The 22367-nt window shown below is 54.1% G+C and carries 22 protein-coding genes and 3 pseudogenes; 7 read left to right on the top strand and 18 right to left on the bottom strand.

From position 1 onward, the window contains the following. Positions 1 to 25: 25 nt before the first annotated feature. Positions 26 to 2029, bottom strand: a complete 2004-nt coding sequence (locus tag GNG29_RS09270; RefSeq protein ID WP_156654337.1) for a TonB-dependent copper receptor — start codon at positions 2027 to 2029, stop codon at positions 26 to 28. A gap of 392 nt (positions 2030 to 2421) precedes the next feature. Here GNG29_RS09270 and GNG29_RS09265 point away from each other — a divergent pair, with 392 nt between their 5' ends. Next, complete coding sequence (locus GNG29_RS09265; protein WP_103179249.1) at positions 2422 to 2868, top strand: DUF441 domain-containing protein; 447 nt, start codon at positions 2422 to 2424, stop codon at positions 2866 to 2868. Here GNG29_RS09265 and GNG29_RS09260 read toward each other — a convergent pair. Beyond that, positions 2852 to 3643: a helix-turn-helix transcriptional regulator gene (locus tag GNG29_RS09260; RefSeq protein ID WP_103179248.1), complete on the bottom strand. Its 792-nt coding sequence runs from the start codon at positions 3641 to 3643 to the stop codon at positions 2852 to 2854. The genes GNG29_RS09265 and GNG29_RS09260 overlap by 17 nt on opposite strands. A 96-nt stretch (positions 3644 to 3739) precedes the next feature. Between GNG29_RS09260 and GNG29_RS09255 the strand changes: the two genes are divergently transcribed. Further along, positions 3740 to 4927, top strand: coding sequence for a CynX/NimT family MFS transporter (locus GNG29_RS09255; protein ID WP_103179247.1), 1188 nt, complete (start codon positions 3740 to 3742; stop codon positions 4925 to 4927). Between the two features lie 9 nt (positions 4928 to 4936). Here the strand turns inward: GNG29_RS09255 and GNG29_RS09250 are convergent, their stop codons facing one another. Further along, complete coding sequence (locus GNG29_RS09250; protein WP_103179246.1) at positions 4937 to 5647, bottom strand: CTP synthase; 711 nt, start codon at positions 5645 to 5647, stop codon at positions 4937 to 4939. Between the two features lie 173 nt (positions 5648 to 5820). Between GNG29_RS09250 and GNG29_RS09245 the strand changes: the two genes are divergently transcribed. Beyond that, positions 5821 to 6165 carry a DUF488 domain-containing protein gene (locus tag GNG29_RS09245; protein WP_103179245.1) on the top strand — a complete coding sequence of 115 codons (345 nt, stop codon included), beginning with the start codon at positions 5821 to 5823 and terminating at the stop codon, positions 6163 to 6165. A 1-nt stretch (position 6166) separates the two neighbouring features. Here the strand turns inward: GNG29_RS09245 and GNG29_RS09240 are convergent, their stop codons facing one another. Continuing rightward, on the bottom strand, positions 6167 to 6472 hold the full coding sequence (locus GNG29_RS09240; RefSeq protein ID WP_103179244.1) for a hypothetical protein: 306 nt from the start codon (positions 6470 to 6472) through the stop codon (positions 6167 to 6169). A gap of 349 nt (positions 6473 to 6821) precedes the next feature. Between GNG29_RS09240 and GNG29_RS09235 the strand changes: the two genes are divergently transcribed. Together GNG29_RS09235 and GNG29_RS09230 are read left to right on the top strand one after the other, a co-directional pair. Beyond that, complete coding sequence (locus GNG29_RS09235) at positions 6822 to 7850, top strand: sensor domain-containing diguanylate cyclase (protein WP_103179243.1); 1029 nt, start codon at positions 6822 to 6824, stop codon at positions 7848 to 7850. Between the two features lie 44 nt (positions 7851 to 7894). Then, complete coding sequence (locus GNG29_RS09230) at positions 7895 to 7993, top strand: YoaK family small membrane protein (protein WP_103179242.1); 99 nt, start codon at positions 7895 to 7897, stop codon at positions 7991 to 7993. Positions 7994 to 8118: 125 nt separating this feature from the next. Here GNG29_RS09230 and GNG29_RS09225 read toward each other — a convergent pair whose 3' ends face one another. Continuing rightward, a complete protein-coding gene (locus GNG29_RS09225) occupies positions 8119 to 8367 on the bottom strand; it encodes a GlsB/YeaQ/YmgE family stress response membrane protein (RefSeq protein WP_032617669.1) in 249 nt (82 codons plus the stop codon). A 362-nt stretch (positions 8368 to 8729) separates the two neighbouring features. Between GNG29_RS09225 and yncL the strand changes: the two genes are divergently transcribed. Continuing rightward, a complete protein-coding gene (yncL, locus tag GNG29_RS23515) occupies positions 8730 to 8822 on the top strand; it encodes a stress response membrane protein YncL (protein ID WP_156654336.1) in 93 nt (30 codons plus the stop codon). A 35-nt stretch (positions 8823 to 8857) separates the two neighbouring features. On the opposite strand, the gene GNG29_RS09215 is transcribed toward yncL, so the two are convergent. Together GNG29_RS09215 and GNG29_RS09210 are read right to left on the bottom strand one after the other, a co-directional pair. Next, entirely contained in the window at positions 8858 to 9112 is a 255-nt protein-coding gene (locus GNG29_RS09215; protein WP_103179241.1) for a hypothetical protein, read from the bottom strand. 44 nt (positions 9113 to 9156) lie between these two features. Further along, complete coding sequence (locus GNG29_RS09210; protein WP_156654335.1) at positions 9157 to 10059, bottom strand: LysR family transcriptional regulator; 903 nt, start codon at positions 10057 to 10059, stop codon at positions 9157 to 9159. A 129-nt stretch (positions 10060 to 10188) separates the two neighbouring features. Here GNG29_RS09210 and GNG29_RS09205 point away from each other — a divergent pair, with 129 nt between their 5' ends. Beyond that, positions 10189 to 11040 (top strand): nitroreductase family protein, encoded by an 852-nt coding sequence (locus tag GNG29_RS09205; RefSeq protein WP_103179239.1) that lies wholly within the window; start codon positions 10189 to 10191, stop codon positions 11038 to 11040. A 112-nt stretch (positions 11041 to 11152) separates the two neighbouring features. Here the strand turns inward: GNG29_RS09205 and GNG29_RS09200 are convergent, their stop codons facing one another. The 11 genes and pseudogenes from GNG29_RS09200 to GNG29_RS23300 form a co-directional block, all read right to left on the bottom strand. Continuing rightward, positions 11153 to 11602 (bottom strand): carboxymuconolactone decarboxylase family protein, encoded by a 450-nt coding sequence (locus GNG29_RS09200; protein ID WP_103179238.1) that lies wholly within the window; start codon positions 11600 to 11602, stop codon positions 11153 to 11155. A gap of 240 nt (positions 11603 to 11842) precedes the next feature. Continuing rightward, positions 11843 to 12013: pseudogene (locus tag GNG29_RS09195) on the bottom strand (isocitrate/isopropylmalate family dehydrogenase); the annotation flags it as partial. A 129-nt stretch (positions 12014 to 12142) separates the two neighbouring features. Next, on the bottom strand, positions 12143 to 12505 hold the full coding sequence (locus GNG29_RS09190) for a hypothetical protein (protein WP_156654334.1): 363 nt from the start codon (positions 12503 to 12505) through the stop codon (positions 12143 to 12145). 266 nt (positions 12506 to 12771) lie between these two features. Continuing rightward, complete coding sequence (locus GNG29_RS09185; protein ID WP_156654333.1) at positions 12772 to 13704, bottom strand: tetratricopeptide repeat protein; 933 nt, start codon at positions 13702 to 13704, stop codon at positions 12772 to 12774. Between the two features lie 276 nt (positions 13705 to 13980). After that, positions 13981 to 14299 (bottom strand): annotated as a pseudogene (locus GNG29_RS23310) (hypothetical protein). Beyond that, positions 14299 to 14538: a DNA polymerase V gene (locus GNG29_RS09180; protein WP_156654332.1), complete on the bottom strand. Its 240-nt coding sequence runs from the start codon at positions 14536 to 14538 to the stop codon at positions 14299 to 14301. Before GNG29_RS09180 ends, GNG29_RS23310 begins: the two are co-directional and overlap by 1 nt. Before the next feature lie 83 nt (positions 14539 to 14621). Then, the gene (locus tag GNG29_RS09175; RefSeq protein WP_156654331.1) at positions 14622 to 15353 is read right to left on the bottom strand and encodes a tail fiber domain-containing protein; all 732 of its coding nucleotides are present in this window, start codon (positions 15351 to 15353) and stop codon (positions 14622 to 14624) included. 11 nt (positions 15354 to 15364) lie between these two features. Then, entirely contained in the window at positions 15365 to 15667 is a 303-nt protein-coding gene (locus tag GNG29_RS09170) for a hypothetical protein (protein WP_156654330.1), read from the bottom strand. Next, positions 15667 to 17328: a hypothetical protein gene (locus tag GNG29_RS09165; RefSeq protein ID WP_156654329.1), complete on the bottom strand. Its 1662-nt coding sequence runs from the start codon at positions 17326 to 17328 to the stop codon at positions 15667 to 15669. Before GNG29_RS09165 ends, GNG29_RS09170 begins: the two co-directional genes overlap by 1 nt. Positions 17329 to 17392: 64 nt before the next feature. Continuing rightward, positions 17393 to 18475 carry a DUF1983 domain-containing protein gene (locus GNG29_RS23305; RefSeq protein WP_231736647.1) on the bottom strand — a complete coding sequence of 361 codons (1083 nt, stop codon included), beginning with the start codon at positions 18473 to 18475 and terminating at the stop codon, positions 17393 to 17395. 1403 nt (positions 18476 to 19878) lie between these two features. Next, positions 19879 to 22342: pseudogene (locus tag GNG29_RS23300) on the bottom strand (host specificity protein J); the annotation flags it as partial. Positions 22343 to 22367: the final 25 nt, after the last annotated feature.

Raw genomic sequence — 22367 nt, 5'->3', positions numbered from 1 at the left:
CCGGCGGTTTTACGTTAGCTTTCTGTCAGAACGTAACGTTCATTTTTGCCCACACGGTCCGACCCGGTTCATTGACCGGCGTGTCGGAGGAGTAGCCAAAGCTGCTGTTCCCCGCCAGGTTAAGATGTTCGCTGTAGTTTTTGTCCAGCAGGTTATCGACCCCACTGCTCAGCTTCAGGTAGTTATTCACCTTCCATGCCGCGTTGGCGGAGAGAATGGCAAAGCCAGCGCTCTGATCGAAATCTTTGCCGACCACGTTACCTTCGTTCATCGCCACCCGATGCTGCGGGCTCACCATGCGCAGCAGGCCGGTTGAACTCCAGTCGCCCTGCTCCCACGTGAGGCCAAGACGAGCCTCCAGCGGCGGCATTTGCGGCAGCGGCTGGTGGTCGTCCGTGTTCTCCCCCCAGGAGTAGTTAAGGGTAGCGTCGGTTTTCCACTGATCGCTCAGCTGCCAGGAGGCGCCCATCTCCCCACCCATAATGGTGGCATCCACGTTGTCGGCCTGGCTGACGTGGGAATCGTCAGGATCGTAGCTAAACAGAATAAAGTCGTTGATGCGCCCGACATAGGCGGAGATCCACCCGGTGGTACGCTCGCCTTTATACTGGGCGCCGACGTCAAGCTGGGTGGTTTGCTCTGGTTTGAGATTATCAAAGACATCCGAGGTGCCGTCCGGGCCATAGGTGGGCGAAAACAGCTCCCAGTAATCGGGGAATCGTTCGGTATAACCGAGCCCGGCGTAGACCATCGCCGGTGCCGCGCCCAGATTATGCTCCACGCGCAGGAAGCCCGCCGGAAGGGTATCCTCGCGGCTGTCGCTGCCGATGCCGGTATAGTTATCCACTTCGACCTTATCCAGACGCGCGCCGCCAATCACTTTACTCAGATCGGTCGCATTCCACGTCAGCTCGCCGAACGCGCCATAATCGTGAAAACGTGCATCTTCCTGCCAGCCTTTGTCCTCATCATCTTCGTTGCTGCGATGGGTGTTGGTCTGCATATCCAGCCCGCTTTGCAGCTGGAAATCTGACCATAGCCAGGTCCCCAACATCCTGCCGCCGACGGTGCGACGATCGACCTGTTTTTCCATCGGCATCGACATATCCATCGATCCCATCGGCATGCCGTTCATGGAGCCGGAGTCCGGGGTGCCGGGGGAGCGCATGGAGTAGTTGTCCATGATGTGGTTGGCGTAGTTGTAATAGGCACTCATCTCCAGGGAATCGAAAATGTCGCCGATATTCTCTTTCTTAAAGCGCAGGCCCAGGCTTTCGCGCTTGAACTGGGATCCGTCCATGCCGCGCCCGGCATAGCTTGCGTCGCCATCCCCCTGACCGGCGGTGAGTTCCAGTAACGTATCCGCATCCGGTGTCCAGCCGATGGCCAGATCGGTGTTCCACTTGTCCCATTTCGAGGCCACGCGCTCGCCGTTACCGTCTTTGTAGTCGCCCGCTTTCGATTTATTGCCGTTGAGGCGTACATAGCCCGTGTCGTTACCGAAGCTGACATCGGCATTTTCATCGAAGCGGTCATTCGAAGCGGCGAGAAAGCTGGCGTCGCCCTTGATGCCGGCGCTGTCAAAACGGGGCGGTTCACGTTCGAAGCGTACCGTCCCGGCGGAGTTCCCCGGCCCCCAGAGTACGGTTTCCGGCCCTTTGGTGACCGTCAGCAGATCGTAGCTTTCCGGCGAGATGTACGAGCTTGGCGCATCCATTCGCGCCGGACAGGCGCCGAGCATTTCGCTGTCGTTGGTCAGCAGGCGCAGACGTGAGCCAAACATGCCGCGAAATACCGGATCGCCATTGCTGCCGCCATTACGGATCTGGCTAAAGCCGGGGATGGTTTTGAGGTAATCCGAGCCGTCGCTGGCCGGCACCGGCTGGCGCGGGGTTTTGGGCGACGTGACCACTTCAAGTGGAGAAAGAACCGGTGCTGTGCTGATAGTCCCCGCGGCAAGCGCTGCGCCGGAAAAGGCGGTGAGCAGTGCCAGAGCCAGAGGATGGGGGGGAAACGTAAATTTTTTCATTGCTGTGCCTGATTGAAGAGTGGCGTGGTGTACCGCTGCGAAACCGAATCCTTTCGATAACGAAAGCGCTTAACGAGCAGGCACATAAACTACATAAAGTTTGCCGAAGGGGGTAAACCGGAACAACGTTGCGTGAGGAGAATAAGAGCGGTAGAAAAAAGTTGAAAATTGTCATGTTGTTGGTTTTGCTGATACTCAACGCCAGCAGCGAATATTCAAAATAACGCCATTTTTTCCCGGCTGAACCGCCTGTCCGTGGCGTTAACCCGCACCGTCTCTCCACTTCAGGCAATCGCCCAAATCACACTCTTTTTTGCACAAAATCCTTTTTACCGGCACGCGAGCACGTAAAGTAAGCAGGCTTACTTTTCTATTTTGGCAAGGAATACCCTATGTTTGACCCTACCCTGCTCATTCTTCTGGGCCTGGCCGCGCTGGGCTTTATCAGCCATAACACCACGGTCGCAATATCAATTCTGGTTCTGATCATCGTTCGCGTGACGCCGCTTAGCGGTTTTTTCCCGTGGATTGAAAAACAGGGGCTGACGGTGGGGATCATCATCCTGACCATCGGGGTGATGGCCCCCATCGCCAGCGGCACTTTACCGGCTTCCACGCTTATCCATGCCTTTATGAACTGGAAATCGTTGATCGCCATTGCCGTGGGGGTATTTGTCTCCTGGCTTGGTGGTCGCGGCGTTACGCTGATGAGCTCCCAGCCCACGCTGGTCGCGGGCCTGCTGGTGGGTACGGTGTTAGGCGTGGCGCTCTTCCGCGGCGTCCCGGTCGGCCCGTTGATCGCCGCCGGGCTGGTGTCGTTGTTTATCGGGAAGTCGTAGCGAGGCTGGCGACATACCGGGCCGGGGTCTGGCCCAGCCCTTTTTTGAACATCGTGATAAATGCCGTGGTGGAGTCATAACCCAGGTTTTGCGCCACCTGCTGCACCGACTGCCCGCTAATGAGCCCTTGCAGGGCGACAATCAGCTGGAGCTGATGCCGCCAGCGGCGAAAGCTGAGCCCGGTTTCGCTGACCACCAGCCGGGCGAGATTGCGCTCACTCATCGCAAAATGGCGCGCCCACTGGTGCAGCGTCTGCCAGGCGGCAGGCGATTCGGCCATGGTGTCACTCATCAGGCGGATTTTGGGGTGCGTGGATACAGGGAGCTGCAGCTGCTCCTGGGGCTGTCGGGGCAGCTCATCAAACAGCACCTGCACCAGCCGCCGGGTGGCAGGCTCCTGCTCAGCGGGGCTGCGCTCCGCCAGGGTCAGGATCAACTCCCGCACCAGAGGTGAAATTTTCAGGGTGCAGCAGCGGTCCGGCATCGATACCGCGCCGGGTTCAATAAACAAAAAGCAGAGGCGGGCGCTGGGCGTGGCCTTATTGCTGTGCGGCAGCAGGCCGGGGATCCAGACGGCGAACTGCGGGGGCACCATCCACATGGCATTTTCCACCTCGCAGGTAATGGCTCCGTGCAGGGCGAGGATCAGCTGACCTTTGCGGTGCTGGTGGAACGGAATGCGCTGCTCGTCTTCCACCACGCGCACATGAAACGCCACCGCAGGATCGTGCTGGCTGTCGGGATCGTATCCCGCAAGGCCGAGTCCAGGCATCATTTTGTCCGATATTAGCGATAATCTGTCATTTTAGCTTGATTTCAACCACGGTGAAAATGCGTATCCTGTAGCCTCATTTCGACGTAAGAGATTCCCATGACCCTTGCCCTTTCTGCTACCGGCAAACAGCGAGCGCTGTTGATTGCCGGGATCCTGATGATTGCCACCTCACTGCGGGTGACCTTTACCGGTGCAGCGCCGCTGCTGGATGCTATTCGTACAGATTATGCCCTGACCACCGCCCAGACCGGACTGCTTACCACCCTTCCCCTGCTGGCCTTTGCGCTGATTTCGCCGCTGGCGGCCGGCCTCGCCCGGCGCATCGGGATGGAGCGCAGCCTGTTTATCGCCCTGCTGCTGATCATCGCCGGGATTGCCCTGCGTTCACTTCCCTCTTCGGCATTGCTGTTTGGCGGCACCGCCATCATTGGCTGCGGTATTGCGCTGGGCAACGTCCTGCTCCCGGGGCTGATCAAACGCGATTTCCCCGGCCAGGTGGCGAAACTTACCGGGGCGTACTCCCTGACCATGGGAGCTGCCGCCGCGCTGGGCTCGGCGCTGGTGGTGCCGGTTGCCCTGAGCGGCGCGGGCTGGCACGGCGCGCTGTTAATGCTGATGGTATTTCCTCTGCTGGCCCTGCTGCTGTGGCTCCCGCAATGGCGTCAGCGCCCTGCCGGCTCCCTGAGCGGCGCCCGCGCCCTGCACAGCCGGGGTATCTGGCGTTCCGCACTGGCCTGGCAGGTGACGCTGTTTCTGGGGATTAACTCGCTGATTTACTATGTGATTATTGGCTGGCTTCCGGCGATCCTGCAGAGTCACGGATACAGCGAAACCGAGGCGGGTTCCCTGCACGGGCTGTTACAGCTGGCGACCGCGGCACCGGGAATTGTCGTGCCGCTGATCCTGCTTCGCCTGAAAGATCAGCGCGGTATCGCCGGACTGGCGGCGATGATGTGTGCGGTAAGTGCTGCCGGGCTGTGGTTTATGCCAGCGATGGCGGTGATGTGGACGCTGATTTTTGGCTTTGGCTCCGGTGCGACGATGATCCTCGGCCTGACGTTTATTGGCCTGCGCGCCAGTTCGGCCCATCAGGCGGCAGCCCTTTCCGGGATGGCGCAATCGGTCGGCTATCTGCTTGCCGCCTGTGGCCCGCCGCTGATGGGTAAAATCCATGATACCAACGGCGACTGGCGGATCCCGCTGCTGGCCTGTGCGCTGGTGTCAGTCATCATGGCCGTGTGCGGGATCCTTGCCGGGCGTGACCGGGAGATCACACCCGGCTAAGCCCTTTATTCAGTAACTCTGTGCCGCGCGAAGCAGCGCCTGCACCAGCGGCGCAGGACGCCCTGCAAGGGCAGCGCGCTCGTGCTGGAACAGCGTCGCCACAAAGAATGGATGGGTGACCAACTCTACGGCACGGATCTCCCCCTGCGCGTCCCAGCCGGTGACGCGCATATCGCCCTTCTCCAGCTCCTGCGCAAATTCAGGCGAAACGCCATAATTGCAGCGATATTCTTCCTCGATCTCCTCCTGACCATAGGCTTTAGCGATCAGGGTGTTAGCGCGTAGTTCAATGGTATCGGCGACCTCCACCAGCGAGCAGGTCAGGGGGGCAATGACCATTCGCCCTGCGGTATCGGTTTCTGCGTGGGCGGCATCCTGCCAGCCAAGAACGTTACGCGCATATTCAATGAGCGCATGCTGGAATCCGCCGCAGGTGCCCAGAAACGGCACGCTGTTCTCCCGGGCATACCGCGCCGCAATGAACGCAGCGTCAGCATTTTTATAGGGACTTGCAGGAACCAGCCAGATCGCGTCGTAGCCGACCAGGTCTTCCGGGCTGGTTAATTCGGTGGTGGCCAGCCAGTCGTAGTCGGCGGTAATGTCCAGCACCGCGGCGGCATCATCAATGGCGAGAGGAATCGCCTGGTGAGCCGGCACGTCATGATTGTAGTCGCCGACCAGCGCAATTCGGAGGGTATCTTTTAGGGCAGAGAGTTCCATACAGTGATCCTTATGCCAGATAAATATCAGATAACATAAGGCGCGTCAGACTACCGATCTTTCGTTGATATCACAACACCTTAAAATAAGTGGGCAAAAGCGGAAAGCCAACCTGTGATAGCGTTACGATCGTGACCGCCAGCACCGCGTCACCCGGATTAAGGAGCAAGAGAATGATTCAGTGCAAACGACTGTATGACGAGGCAAGCCAGGACGATGGCTACCGTATCCTGGTGGATCGACTCTGGCCGCGGGGCATGAAAAAGGAGGCGTTAGCGTGCGATGAGTGGTGTAAAACGCTGGCGCCTTCCAATGCACTGCGCAAGGACTTTCACAGTGAGACCATCGATTTCGCCAGCTTCAGCAAACATTATCGTCAGGAGCTGGCCTTGCAGGAAGATGAGGGGCGGCGCATTGCCCGTCTGGCAGACAACCAGCCCGTGACGCTGCTCTACGGCGCGAAAGACCGGGAGCAAAATCACGCGCTGGTGTTAGCCGACTGGCTGCGTAAGCTGTAATTCAGTCCAGCATCAGCGCGTCGAGAGTTTCAGGCGCCTCTTCAGGAGTGAGCGGCATCAGGTGTTCCGGGCGAACAAAGGCAAAACCGTGCTGGTTATCCACCGACCAGACATCACCGGTCACCAGCCACAGGGGACGTTCTGCCCCTCGCGGCAGCTCGGTCACCACGCCGTTGACCGGGTTTAAAAAACGCTGCCCCGGCTGACAGAGGCTAAACAGCTCCACAGATTTACCAATATTGCGACGACCTGCTGGCGTGCGGGCGCCGATAACCATCGCCAGGCTGCCCGGATTTAACTGGAACATACTTCCTCGTGCTGGATACTGAGAGTTTAAGAATTATCTTAGCAAAGTTTATCCCAGCCGGTCTGCCCTGTCACCAGGGGAGGCGGTTAATCTTTCTCCATGATTTCTTCATTCTGCCGACATCTTTCCTCGCTATAGTGCCATCGTTCTCGCAAAGACCAGAGAACATCATTCCGTAATCAAGCTGTTATTTTCCCCGGCCCTGCGCCGGGGCTTTTTCCTGCCAGAATGTGCCCTTCCTCGCCTGAATATATGAAATGTTGTTAATTCATGTTTTACTATCCGCCGTCAATCTTTGAGCAAATCAGACAGGTACAGAGATCATCTGTAAGGGGAGTTGAGCAGCGTCATGTCGGATATTATTCTTGCCCGTGTTTCAGAAACGCTCAGCACTGAGCAATCACTTGAGGGCCTGGTGCGTCAGCTGCTCGAAATGCTTGAGATAGTGACGGACATGGAGTCCACCTACCTTACCAAAATTGATATCAACGCCCGTCTGCAGCATATTCTCTACGCCAGAAACAGCAAACAGATGCAAATCCCGGAAGGGCTCAGCGTTCCCTGGGGCGACACGCTGTGCAAACGGGCGATCGATTCCGACTGCTTCTATAGCGATAACGTCCCCGAACGCTTTGCAGACTGCGACGCGGCAAAAGCGCTGGGTATCACCACCTACGTGAGCATACCGGTTCATCTGACGGATGGTTCGCTCTATGGCACCCTCTGCGCCACCAGCACCCATAAACAACCGTTGAGCGAACGCGGCGAGCAGGTCTTAAAGCTCTTCGCCGGGCTCATCGCCCAGTACATTGAGAAAGAGTCGCTTGTCCGGCAGTTGCGTGAAGCTAACGCCGCCCTGATTACCTGGTCCTATACCGATGCCCTGACCGGGCTGCCTAACCGTCGCGCGATTTTTGAAAATCTCACCACCCTCTTCTCGCTGGCGCGTCATCTGAACCGCAACGCCATTATCGCCTATATCGATCTGGATAATTTCAAACTTATTAACGATCGCTTTGGCCATGAGGCTGGCGATCGGTTCCTGGTGGAAGTGGGTAAACGGTTGAATGAAGGACGCGACGAGGATGATATCGTCGGCAGGCTGGGTGGCGACGAGTTCCTGGTGGCCTGCCTGAGTCATGATAGCGAAAGCGGCGAGCAGACGTCGCTGACGGTGCTGAAGAGACAGCTGAGCGCACAGATCGCCGGGGAGTACTGGCTGGGGGATGTGCATCTGGTCTACCCGGGCGCCAGCCTGGGGGTGATTGAGGTGGATCCTGCCAGACTGGATGCAGATAGCGCACTGCGGGTAGCCGACGCCGCCATGTACAGCGATAAAAAAGGGAAACGGAAAACGCCCTTTCTCAATATCGATTAACCCCGTACACTCGACGGGTTTTGTATTTCAGGACAGGTGATAGCATGCGGCTTGGTATTCTGTTCCCGATCGTGATTTTTATCACGGCGGTGGTGTTTTTAACGTGGTTTTTTATCGGCGGCTACGCTGCGCCTGGGGGATAAATGAGAAAAACGACGATTATTATGCTGATTGTCGCCATTGTGGCGTGGCCGGAAGCCAGTTAGGCTGGTGGTGAATCGCGGAAAAAGACCGCCTATTGGCGGTCTTTTTTCTGAAGTGTGTCGGGTTAGCTTCTTACCTTACGGTAAATAAACAGCACCACCAGCGCACCAATTACTGCAACCATAAAGCTGCCGAAGTTAAAGCCATCGACTCTGCCGAATCCGAACAGGGTACTGATCCAGCCACCCACTACGGCACCGATGATGCCCAGAATGACCGTAACGATGAACCCACCGCCATCTTTGCCCGGCATGATCCACTTCGCCAGAATACCTGCAATAAGCCCAAAGATAATCCAGGATATGATTCCCATAACTGCTTTCCTCTCTGTATGGTTTTTGTCGTCAAATCAAGTACACAGAAAGCTTAGCACAGGATTCAGAAATGCAAGTTTGTGATAGCCATCACGTGAATATTTTAAGATTAAGTCCACAAACGGCGTCCCACACAAAAGATGGGGTTGTAATCGTTAATGAGAAACATTATCTTTCTCAATACTGAATAGTTGAGCAAATCACTCAGGTATTCAGTACGACATTGCTCACATTGCTTCCAGTATTACTTGCCCACGTTTCGTGGGCTTTTTTTTGCCTGTTATCCTGCGATTTGACGTTCTGGGATTTGCGATTACGCTTATTAGCACAATCCCAGTACAGCCATAATGGTATTGATAACATGAATGTTTCCAGCAGATTCGTGATTTGTATTAACCTTATTTGTGCCAGTTCCTTGTTGCTTATACTCTCGGACAAATTTAACTGGTTTTAACGTGAGCAGGCCCGGCATCCGTCGGGTTTCATCTTTTAATCATCCCCTTCGATTAAAAATCCTGCCCGACGTATCGCCTCTTTACAGTCGGTGACGCCTGCCGCGTATCCGGCCTCGATATCACACACCGGGCTGGCGCTGACATAAGGGAGCTTCACTTCGGTTGCGAGAAGCTGCTTCAGGCGGGCGTTCTCCTGACGGATAGTCAGAAGTTCGGCGGCAAGCTCTGCTGGTGTTGCCGCCAAGAGTTCACCTGCGGCAATGCGGCGAAGCGCTGTCTCATCAAGCATTATTCCTCCTGCGTAACCATAAAAAACGGGCACCCATCGGCTTCCTACCAGGTACTATTTCCAGAAAATCTCTCAATCATCCAGTCGATGAATATTCTCAATCGGCCATTTAACGGCTTTGTTGGCGGGAAAATAATAGAGACAGGAAATTGTCTGTGCGTAACCTCTTCAAGAACAGGAACAAGTTCACCCGATGCTATAAAGCGACGGCTTACGGAAGCATGTGTTTGCCCTATGCCCATGCCGTGGACAAGCATACTTATCAGCGCGGCACTATCATTCGCGGCGATATCAAATGCTGCCAACTGTTTTTCGCCTCCCCTGCTCATGAAACGCAGAGGCCAGGCCTCACCGGTTGCAGCACTGAAATAGCCGACGATTTTATGTCCATTTTCAAGGTCAGTCAGTTTTTTGGGCACGCCATACTGTTTCAGGTAGCCGGGGCTTGCACAGGTAATTAAGCGATCTTTATACAGCGTTCGCGCAATCAGAGAAGAATCCGTCAGCTCACCTGCGCGAATGACGCAGTCTACACCTTCCTCTATAAGATTAACCGGGCGATCGCCCACCCCAAGCGCCAGCTGTATATGGGGATAGCGTTCACGAAACTCTTCGAGTACCGGCATCAGGACAAAATTCGCCAGCGAGGAGTGAAGATCGATGCGCAGCCTTCCTTTCGCGGCGGCGCCCATATCCCGAATGGCGCCTTCGGTTTCATCGAGTTTAGTGACGAGCTTACTGATCCTTCTGTAATACTCGGCCCCCTCGGTCGTTAAGGTGACAGTACGTGTCGTGCGCTGTATCAGCTTTGTGCCTATATGTTCCTCTAATAATTTGAGATTCTTACTGACAGTGGAGCGCGGCAAATCCAGGTGTGCTGCGGCCTTTGTGAAAGAGCGCGTCTCTACGATGCGCTGGAATATACGTATAGCTAACAGATGATCCATGACTCTATTTTAAAGTATGCCATCTGATTGTGCACACATATGGAAACTGAAGTCGTAAATGGGGGGCTTATCCGTGTGGCAACTCCCGCTATCCTGCGGTCATGAAATTTGCCGAAGGAGAGTAAAACCATGACTGACGTTACTGCAAAACAACAGGCGTTGCTGGAAGCCCGATACGGTGTTGAGCAACCCAAACCAGACAACATTATCTGGACGCCGCAGGTCGAAGCCCTGCTGGGCCATAAATCTGTCAGGACATTTTTGCCTGAACCTCTCCCGGATGGGGCAATAGAGACCATGGTCGCTGCAGCGCAATCAGCCTCAAACTCCTCTGCCCTGAATCAGTGGAGCCTGGTAGCCGTTACGGACCCGGCGCTTAAACAGCGTATTTCAGATACCGTAGCACGTTCAGTGCCCGTGGATCGTATCCCGTGGATTGAGGAAGCACCCGCCCTGCTCCTCTGGGTGGCAGATCTGTCGCGAGGGGCAGGAATAACAAAAGATGCCGGTAAAGAGCCTGTTGTGCTCGACTACCTCGACTCTTTCCTGATGGCATCGATTGATGCCGCCCTTGCCGCCCAGAACGCTGCCGTTGCAGCGGAATCCATAGGCTTAGGAATAGTCTATCTCGGGGTGATGCGTAATATTGCCAAAGAGGTGGCGGAAATCATCAACCTGCCTGAGTACAGCTTTGTCACGTTTGGCATGGCAACCGGGTGGCCCGACAGAGCCAGAACCAGCAGCATTCGCCCGCGACCGGCTCAGCCAATGGTGCTCCATTACAATCGCTACCAACAGGATCGCTATCGCACCTATCTTGAAGGCTATGAAAATGCATATCAGGCATTTCGTCGTCGCCAGAATATGCGCGACAAAACCTGGACCGGCTCCGTCGTTGATTCCGCGACCAGCATGGATTATCTCGGCGGGCGAATCAATTTACGCGAAACGGTCATGCAGCGCGGTTTCAAATTAAAATAACCGGGATTTATCGGCCTCAAGCTCAATTCAGGGCTCATTTATTTGAGCCCTCTGCGGTCTGGCTTAAGATCTGCTGTACGCACAAAGTGAAACTAAACCAACGGGTATGATTTCATGCTTTAGCGAGCGGCTTCATGCGGAAACTGATGCCCATCCGATTGATGGCATTCATGGTGGCAATCACAATGGTCAGTTCAACCAGATTTTTTTCACCAAATAGAGCAAGCGCTGCGGAATAGGCTTCATCAGAAGCGTGTGTTTCACTGATAAGGGTCACTTCTTCTGCCCATGCAAGCGCAGCTTGCTCCACATCCGAGAAAAGGTAGGTCGCTTCTCGCCACACCGGCACCAGGACCAATTTTTCGACGGACATGCCGCTTTTGATAAGGTCGCGCGTATGTATATCAATGCAGTGCGCACAACCGTTAATCTGTGAAACACGTAAAAAAACCAGATGAATCAGATCGGCAGGCAAATCTGTCCCGGTAGTAGCGTAATGATGAAGTGCTCCCATAGCCTTTCCACCCTCAGCAGAAATCTGAAACCAGTTTGGACGCTTCATGCATATCTCCTTTTTTGCGATGTTCGGGTAAGCCTGTGTTTGTTATTAAAATATCAAACATAGCCGCGACGACGGATGTGCATCAGCACGTCTGTCCGGACGTTGCGATATTAGCCATTCATGGCATCAATAAAAGAGACAAAGAGGGAGTAAGAAGGTAGGGCATCCGCAGCAGCGCAAGAATGCTAATAAAAAACGGGAGCCATCAGGCTCCCGTTCACATACAACCCGAAATCCGGATTACATGTTTTCGATGATCGCGTCACCAAACTCTGAACATTTCAGCAGCTTAGCGCCTTCCATCAGACGTTCGAAATCGTAAGTTACGGTTTTGGCGTTAATCGCGCCTTCCATACCTTTAACGATCAGGTCTGCGGCTTCGAACCATTCCATATGACGGAGCAGTAGTTCCACGAAATCACTTTAAGTCATTGTTTTTTAATAGAATGATAATGCAAAATCAGTTTTAAGAGCTTATTTGAGCTGTTTTCTAACCCTATGTTTTTGCGATGATGGCTAAGAGTTTTGATAACCATTTTTTTACACTGGAATGTCATCAGCGTCTGTACTGTTGATGAAGAACGTCACCCTGCCCATGACCTCAACTTCTTCCGCCACTACCCCCTCGATCGCCTCGCCATCATCACCAATCAGCGCCTTGCCCAAGAATTTTGCAAACTGCGTCCGACCGCCGGACAAATCGATGCAAGCGAACGGATTAAACAAAGATGCCAGCAAAACTACCTTGAAAAGCTGAATCGCATTTTTGAAATGATGTTTGAAGAGCTCGATATGTGGATGATTGCGGATTAGGTCTTTAACTCTAGCGCCCACGGTAGGACGTTGTGTGCCAGAAGTGGACGCAAAATACACGTCAACAAGAAAAGGTTTGTCTCGCTCCATTTTTGTAACGAGGGCGAGCGACTATTCAAGAAATTTTCTTTGTTCAGGCGTCACGATATTTTCTGAAAAGTAGCCGTGGAGGGAGTTCTCCACGGCTGGAACCATTTTTCGCCAGAACAGTGACGACGAAAAACGTGGCACAAATATTCTCTCAGTAAGTTTTAATTATTGTTTTAGATTAACAAACCTCTACCATGGCATTTGCCATTCTGTAGCCCTATTCATTTTAAGAACAGTGGTATGCGCTACAATAGCTAATGGGTTCATCATGGTATGGAAACAGCTCTTGTTCCACCGAACAATTTAGCCAGCAGCATTACTGCCAGCCATGGGAAAACAAAAGCGAAAGCCGCCTCAGTCAGACTTGCACCTTGAGTTAAACCATATCCAGCCGTAACAACACCCGTTAAGACACCGAGCCATACATATTTCCATGCAGGCGCGTACTTAACTATCGAAGAACAGTGAGAGCAATATTTTTGTCCCCACGGGTTTTGTTTTTTGCATACGGTACAGGTGAATTTCTTGATGCTATCTTCGATTCTGTGTTTTTCTTGAACCGCTTCAATTTTCTTTAGCGTTTCGAGAGCCCTTTGGTTGCCATTCTCACCTGCCCGACGAAGATACTCCTTCCCCTTTTCATAGTCACCCTGTTCAATGTACATCTCGCCCAGTGTCATCAGAGCTATTTCATTCCCCTGTGCTGCAGACTTTGATAACCATTCGATGGCTTTTTTTTCATCTTTAGGCACACCGGTTCCATGTCGATATGAGTTTCCAAGATTGTTTTGTCCGTAGCTGTCTCCCTTGGCTGCGGCGATTGAGTAATACTCAACAGCTTTAGAGGGGTCTTTTGGAAACCCGTGGCCTCGTTCGTGAAGAATCCCAAGCCAAACCAGGGAATCAAGATCCCCCTCGTCTGCAGCCAATGTGAACCACTCAATGGCCTTCGAATAACTTAAAGGGACACCGTCGCCATCCTTGTACATATAGCCCAGATTAAATTTGGCTATAGTGCTTCCCTGGTTAGCTGCCTTGGTCAACCACTCTACGGCTTTATTACCGTCTTGCTCAACCCTGTCGCCATCACGGTACATACATCCGAGTTTATTTTGAGCCTCGATATCACCGGAAGAGGCAGATGCATAGACTTGATTATAATCGCTGTCTGAAACTGAATTTAATTTAAGTTCTTCCATTTCTGTAACAACCCCCAGAGAATTGCTGCGCTATTAATTATCATTTATATGTTAGTGTGAACCTGCACATTGGCACAATTCAATTTAGGTTAAGTCCCGTGAGTTCGCTGATAACATTGTCGAAAATATCTTATTCACAATATCATCATTCAATTTTAGCTTTGAAGATAAATGTCTCGAGCTATACAGTTAAAGTAATGTTAAAACACAAAAGAGTCGCTACTTCGTATGAAGATTTATCAGTTGCCCCTTGAGCGAACAGGTATGAGCGGCAACTTACACCGGAATATCATCAGCATCAGTGCTGTTGATGAAGTACGTAACACGCCCCATCACCTCGACCCCTTCCGCAGCCTCACCCTCTATCGCTTCCCCATCATCCGTGAATAATGCCCTCCCCCTGAGCTTCGCAAATTGAGTCCGGCCATCAACGAGTATTTAGCAGCACCTGACCTTGCACAAGCCTGGTGACTGGCTCGATAACCGCAAACCCGGATGATGTTTCCAGGATGCGAGTATCGATACCAACATTGCAGATAGTCTCAGGACTGAGCCTACGCTCTACATAGTCCGTGGCCGGAGATACGAAGCCCATTAAAGACCTCCGTTCGGGTTGAAGAGCATGAAAGTGCGCGCCTGACCCTCGTCAGGTGAAATGTCTTTAAAGGTCGAAATGTGGCTCTCGATCCAGTTGTTCGCCTCTTTGAGCGACCAGTTCCAGTTAGCGCAGGCCAGGTGCTTCACGAAGTCCTCAGTTGTCACCGTGCGGCGCCCGCTGGCCTCGTGTTTAATAGCTGTGCGAAAAGCCCCCTCAATATCAAGTCTGCGTGGCATAACCCCTCCTTATTATTTTTACTGTGTATAAATACAGTAGTTTTAAAGAGGGAGCAGATCAAGAAAGCCCTGCCTATTGATAATTACTGCTGAACCTCCAACTGTTCGTCTGACTGCAAACCGAGCTTAGCTTCCAGATACTCAACGCGCTCAATCAGTGCCAGGATCGCCTCATGGTGAAGCGCTCCAACGCCCGCGACATTCAGAGACAGGAATCCGTCATTATCCTCACCGACTACTTCCGGTAGAACCTTTTGCACTTCCTGGGCAATATACCCAGCGGAATCAACATCACCCTTTTTATAAGTGAAAGTCTTCCCATGAAATGACCGCATTTTCTCAATGGGATTTTCAATGGTTTTAATGTTGTATTTCAGTCGCTCATCTGATGGATTGTTCCATGTCCCGCCGCCTGCGTTGCCGTTAGCACCGAAGATAAAAGACGAGTTTAAATTTGATGATCCACCGTTAGCGTTAATTTGCACCCTGTCTATATTAGTGCTGGAGCCTCTTACGCCACCAATCGACCAGCCGCCGTTGTACCAGCTACCAGTTAGGTAATTTACAAAATTTCCTTCTATGGTGTCATTTTTGACGTTGTTTAGCTCAATCCAATTATTGGATTCAGGCCGCCACGCATTAACCCCGCAGCCACCTCCCGCACTGGTGTGAATGTCTGTAAATACGCTGCCTCCGGCATTTACCGTCATTTTGCCAGTTACCTGCACGTTGCCGTTTACGACACCGCCGGACTCACTACTCAGTGCCTTTACGTCTGCCGCAGCCAGGGCTGCAGTGTCTTTTCTCAATGCCATGATGTAACCCCTTACGCCCAGACACGAGCCGGTGTTTTCGGTGTAACTACAAAGTCGTTCAGCCCGGATAAATCGAGCGAGTCATTCATAACCCGCAAATTGACGTGATAGCCGGGTTCGGTGGTGTACTTAATGATTTCGTTTTCTTCACCGGGATTGATAACTTCAGCAGGGACAGTGATAACGCCGACGATATCCAGGCTGATATCAGGGTGATATAAACCACCTTGCCCCTCATCATTCACAAACCCCGCCGCGATTAATTGCGTGCGCATCTGGTCGGCGTCATTAAAGCGCAGATATAAATCTCTCATTAGCGGAGTCCATTAATTTGGTTGGGAGTTAAGACACGGTGCCAGATGCGGAAGTTGCGAAGGTAATAAACGAACCTTGCAGTAGACTGGGCTACATTACCGAATTTCGTGATCGCATTAACATCGGCATTGGTTCGGGTACCTGAAGTGGTCTTTCCAATAAATGACATAGATACAGCATTGCCCGTGATGGTATACGCGAACATACCTGACGCCCCATTTTCTAGAGCAATCTCCAGCGGGTTACTGCGGTAGGAACGCATCATTTTATTCGTATCGAGTCGACAAACGATGTCATATCTGGGGCCCTGGACAGATATAGCCTCAGTATAGCCGCCCACAGGCATAAACTTGGCAGTTAGCTCCGCTGCAACGGTCCTATTAAACAGAGTGGCAAGAGTTTTATATCCGGCATTTTCAACAGGAATGCTCCAACTGTCTGCGGTACGCGCAACGGTAGACGCCTCGGTTTTGATATATGAAGTAGGGAAAGGGCTGTCCTCTAATTGCGCGCCCCATACATATAAACCTGACTTGCCATCACCGGTGTAGTTTGATGAAACGCCGTTTGCTAATTGAAGGCGGATAACTGTGCTTTGGCTTGCGGCGGCTGTGAACGCCATCCAGACCCGGTAAATGCCGCTTCCCAAATCCTCGAACCCGCGATCAATATAATCAGCTCCGCCCGCATTACCAGACCATGCCCCTGTAACCGGGTCAAAGAAAGTTTGAGATGTGCTACCAGAAGCAACACGCAAATATAAGTTGCGTGGGCTGGAGTGAGCCTTAACAAAAACGGAAAAGCAATAAGTTGCTCCTGCTACCAAAGCAATATTGCGATCCTGCGTGTAATGTTCTGCCCCCGCTGTATCCTCTATTATCAGCGCCATCGTTTTATCGCCACGAGGTGAGTCACCACTGTTGTTCGTGGTGGTAACTCTCGATCCTGCTCCCCATTGCTCGGAATTTGTATATAAGTTTGTGGCCTGAGATTCCAGTAATAACCCAGCCTTTTCAAAGCGCGGTTCGTTAATATCTGCGGTCTGCAATACGCCGGATTTGTCGATATACGTTGCTTTGGTTGACCGGGTAAAGGTCGCTGACTTTGTTGGCAGCTCCAGTACCTGCCCGGAAATTATCAGCCGGTCATATGGCGCGGAACCCGCCAGCAGGCGCATGTCATCATTGAGCGGCAACCAGACGTCAGGAAACGAAGCCTCTTCGTAAGGCACAGACGTCAGCAGCTGCGCGGCGGTCAGCGATGATGCGGCACTGCTGGCGCTGGCGGCTGCGTTGGTCTCCGACGTTTTAGCATTCGTCTCAGACGTTTTCGCGTTCGTTTCGCTGGTTTTGGCAGCGTTCTTCGATGCGAGAGCGTTACCCTCAGACGTTGCCGCGTTCGTGGCACTGGTTGCAGCTGCGTTTTTTGACGCAAGGGCATTTGTTTCGGAAGTTTTGGCTGCAGCGGCACTGGTTCCTGCTGCGGTCGCTGCAGTGATCAGCTTCGACCAGCTCGGCCCTGTTTTTTTAGACCCGTCAGCCAGGGTTACGGTGACGTCACCTGTCCCGGATAAAATCAGATCCTGGTTGATGATACTGCTTTGCGCCAGGCGAAATCCTTCCGAGACGGCATTTGCTAAATCGTCATCAAGTGTGGCCATTCGTGATGTCCTTAAAATGAAAAACCCAGCCGGAGCTGGGTTGGATGGTCTGAGGTTGTGAGGATCAGGAGAAGGAGCCGGTGCCCCGGGTAATGGTGAGTGTCGGAGCGGCAATTCGCTTACTTGCCGTCCCGTTACCAACAACTGAAATGGTCCCTGTAATCACGCTGGACGTTAGATTGCGAACAGCATGACGCACGGTCACCCAGAGCCCTCCCGTCCCGGCAGGCACGCTTATAGAGCCCATATCACGAACATTTCCGTTAATGTTAAGGGTGATGCTTACCACCGTTGAACCTGAGGTAGAGGAGACGTACACCATCGCCTCGAGCAGGGCCGATTTATCCAGCGATGATGAAGAGGAGTCAGTAAACGTAATCGAACTCGATGCTGTGCCAGCTCCAGATACAACAGCGTCCGGCGCTATGCCCACGTTAGCCACGTCCCCTATAAAAGACGTCGCCTCAACCGTGCCTCTGAAACTTCCGCTGGTCGCCTCAATGCTCCCCTTGAAGCTCCCATTAGTGGCATAGACTGTTCCTCTAATCGTCACGCTATTGAAATATGCAGATCCGTCCTTACGGATACACCAGCCGCGCCCATTCGGGTCCCATGGGCCTAGATCGTTCCAGTCACTGGAACTTATCTGGTAACCGATCTTGGCGTTATCGATGGAGCCATCCTGGATAAACACCGACCGCAAAAACATCTGGCCGCCGATCGCCGCAAACACCAGCTCCTGCCCGTTGTTGGTCGGGTTATAAACCGCGAACGTGTCTGCGCTGATGAGGAAGTTAGAGGAGCCGGTGGCATCAATGCCCAGCTGGATACCGGCGATGCGTTTAACGCCGTTCGCCTCCACCTGCACTTTGACGCCCCACTGCGCGCTCAGCTTGCCGTTGATATCCGCAACAGCCTGGCTGGTCGTCTGGACGTTGGCATTGGTATCACCGATCGCAGCCGTCACCTGCTCAATACTGGTTGCAGTGGCGCTCTCCAGATCCGTAACGGCTTTATCAATGCGCGTAATGGCTGCAGCGTTGGTCTGGCCGTTTTGCTCCACCGTGGCCTTAAGCGTGGTGACCTGCTCCGCCACGGCGCTTGTGGCATCCGCGGCCGTCTTCCTGGCTTCGGTGATCTCAGCCATCGTTTTAGTTTCGCCAACGGCGAACGTAACGCGTTGATCCGAGAACGCCATGAAGTTGGCGAGCGCATTGGTAACATTGCCGACAATACCGGCATCCCTGCTGGCCGTGTTGCCGTCCACGTCAACCTTCAGGCTGTCGATGCGGCGGCCCAGCGCGCTATCACCATCCGTACGGGCCGTGGTTTCCGTGCTGATATCCGCCGTGTTCTGGTCGGTCGTGGCCTTGACCGCAGCCAGCGCAGTGGTCTGCGCCTTATTGTTATCAGCAACGGCTTTGGTAACCGTGGTGATATCAGCGGTGTTTTTACCGACGGTAACCTGCAGGCCGGAGAGCGTGGTAGCCTGAGCCTCCTGCTCTGTCGTCAGCGTTGCCAGTTCCTGCGTTACAGAGGCATGGTTGTCATTGACGGTCGATTCCAGTTTCTTCCGCTCTGTCACTTCCGCTTCCTGCGCCGTAATGCGCGCCTGGCGTTCGGTGTACAGCAGGCCCGATGCCAGTTTTGAGGGGTCGTCACCGGTATAGCCGCCCCGGAGCTGAGTCGCCAGCGTCTCGCGCGCCATGGCTTCCGCCTGGTCGCCAGTGACACGGGCTGTCGTCTCCTGCTGCAGCGCCGCCATCCCGGCCCCCGGTGTTGGCCGTCCGACCGCCACCCAGTCAATCAGGTAATAGTTCGTCGCGTCCTGTTTAGTGGACAGATCCAGTCTGAACTGATTCATCGTGGTTTCGGTCAGCCAGGGAATGTTGTCGAACTCCACCGTGGCGATACCGTTGGCGTCGTAGGCAGGCTCGGCGACGGTGATCATGTTGGTGTCGTTGAAACCACCCGTACCACGCCACCGCAGCTGCCCCGTCCAGCCCGGTGCACCGAATTTCCTGATTCGGAGTTTAACGAAGCGATAGGACGAGGAGTTGATAGCCAGGGAGCCCGGTGATGCCACCCACGGATCGGTGGCATGGTTCGCCGGGCGTATCCACCCGTCAACGATTGTCGGGGTCCCGTTCCCGGTCCAGCCCTCTAACGTCGAATCGAAGTACCAGATTTTGGCCGGGTCGAACTGGGAGCCGGTGCCCGCCGATATCTGCGCGATCTGCTGCGCAAGCGAATCGGTGGTGGTCTGAATCGTCTGGTTGACGTTGCTGATATCCGCGACGCGCTCGTTTTTCTCGGTCAGCAGCGCCTGCCCGCGCGCCATTGCCTCGTCGGTAATGGCTTTCTTACGGTCCGTGACCTCCTGCGCCAGGCCCGCTTTAGTCGCCGCCGACTCTGTCGTAACTGCGGTGATGTCGTCGCGCGCCGACTGGATATCTTCACCCAGATCCGCAATATCCGAAACGAGGTTTTTATAGCCGTCAGTCTGTTCAAGCGTGTCGCCGATCATGTCGAGATAATCACCGGCTTTTGAACTGGACTGGCCTGCCGCCCACACCGTCCAGTCGCCGGTGTTGCCGATACGATCCACCAGGCGCGCGCGGTACCACTGGCTGACGCCCGCGCGCATCGGGCCATGCTGGTAATGCGTGGCCGGATACGGCACCAGCGCCAGTAATTGCGGGTTAGCTTTGTCTCCAGTGGTGGCGCGCTGAATTTCGGTGTATGCCGTATCGCCAGAGCCATCCGGAAAAGCCCAGGTGATGTCGATAGCCCAGACGACATCGTCCGTGGCGGCCAGTGCCTGCGGCGTTCCCGGCCTGCCGTTTTTGCCCGTAAGATACGTGGTGTCAGCATAACCCCACGGCGAGCTTGAGTCCTGGGCGTTCAGCGCACGCACCCGCACGTCATAATTCCCGGTGTAAATCCCCTGCACCGTAAATCCCTGGGCGCTGCTCACCGGAACGTTTATCCAGTCGCCATTATCCTTGCGCCACTGCGCCTGGTACCGGATAGCGCCATCCACCCTGTCCCAGGAAGCATTCATGGTGGCAACGGTGAGTCCCTGCTCAATGTGGTCGGTTTCGGTGAGGGTGATGTTTTTCGGTGCCGGCAGAACGCTTACCGGCGTGACGGTGACCGGCGCCGGGGTAATGCGCACACCGTCATCGATATAGCGGTATTTATTCGGATCATGCTGAACCGCGGTGATCGTGAAACCACCGTTGCTGTCGTCGTTCGCCCGGATGGATGTCACGCGAAAATACTGGATAGCCAGGTTGTCGCTATCGATGGCCCACACTGCACCGGACTCAGGCGGCAGCCTGAAGGGGGTGGTGACCGTCACCGTCTGTTTGTCCGCGCTGATGGACGCGATTGTCCGCGTCTGCGCCTTGCCGTCCGGCAGGTTGACCACCAGGCGGTCGCCGGCAGTGTAGTCAGCAGGACGATCAAGCGTGACATTACGCCCGCTCACCGCCCGGATACGCCCGCCGTTCTGCTTACCGGCACGGAACGGATCCGCGATACCGATAATTTCTGCAGGCAGGGGAATATAACCGTCCAGCCCCACGCCAAATGACACCGTTCCGTCGCGCGCATTAGACAGCAGCGCCCAGCGGCCCCGGCGGTGCGCTTCACTCTGTGATGTGCACCCAATCGCCATCATCGACATCTGGTTGACCTTGTACCGTTTCACCAGGTCGGAATCGTAGACACTCTCAACAGTATCGCTGTAATGGTTCTGCGGATCAGACCAGGATACCAGGGCAGACGAGTAGCGGTTTTTGTAGCTGCCGCCGCCGTAGGTAAACAACCCGTCAATCACGTTTGATGCGTGGTAGGTAAAATCCACTTCATCCTGCGGCACATCCGCGCGCACGTAAATCTGGTCGTTGCCCCAGAAGGTGATCCCCCGGAATATCGCCGCCAAATCGCTGAGAACGGTGTAGGCGTCCTGCTGGCTCTGGATGTAGACGTTACAGGTGAAGCGCGGCTCGGTACCACCCGCCCCGTTCGACACCTTCTGATCGCAGTACTGCGCAATCGCGTACAGCTCCCACTTATCGATCATGGCAGCATCGATGCGGGTGCCCATGCCATAAATCTCATCCAGCACCAGATCGTAAAATACCCAGGCCGGGTTGTTGGTGTAGGCCATTTTGAAGCCACCGGACCAGGTGCCGCTGTAGGTGCGCGTAACCGGGTCGTAGGAGTCCGGGACACGTACCAGTTTGCCCTTCGGCCTGCAGGTCACCTTTGGGGCCCCACTGGTAAACTGGCTGGCATCCACCTCGATATACAGCAGCGCTGTATTGGGATAGCGTAACTTGCTGTCGATCACCTCAGCGAACGAGAACACCTTGAAGGCGTTTATCAGTTTTGAGTTACCCACGGAATCAGGCGTGATGCGACGCACCCGCACAGCCCAGCCGGTAGTGGCCGCTGGCAGGTCAATGCGAATGTCGCGCTGGTATTCCGTGGTTGTCTTTCCGTCGAATTTGCCGTTAACCACCGTCTGCCAGGCAGCACCATCAGTCGAGAGATCGACGGCGTACTCCGTGACCGTCCCGACCATGTCGCCGTTGTCTTTATAGGTGTACTGTACGGGCAGGCTCAGCTTAATACGCACGGCATCCAGCATCAGGTTAGAGAACTGGCGTGTCCACGGCGCGGTGGTGGTCACTGTCACGTTTGCCGACATTTCGTTGTCGACCTCAGGCAATCCCTGAATGTAGTCCTGATCCTGAGTGCCCGGGCGAAAATCCCACCTCACGCCGGTGAAGTTGTAGCTGCCGTCGGCGTTCGCCAGCGGGGTATCGTTTAGGAAGATGTTCTGTGCGGTCAGCTCACCCTGAATTTCACCTTCAGCGATCGCCAGCAACATTTTTAATTTCGCTGTCGACAGCAGGTCATCCGGATCCTCAACAGGAGTGTGCTGTTTAGCGCCACCGCCTTTACGTCCCTGAATAAGGGGTTCATCTTCGAGAAGTCGCATATTTCACCCATAAAAAAAGCCACCC

Source organism: Leclercia sp. Colony189 (genome assembly GCF_009740165.1).
Classification (GTDB): domain Bacteria; phylum Pseudomonadota; class Gammaproteobacteria; order Enterobacterales; family Enterobacteriaceae; genus Enterobacter.
This window is presented reverse-complemented; position numbering and strand designations above follow the sequence as displayed.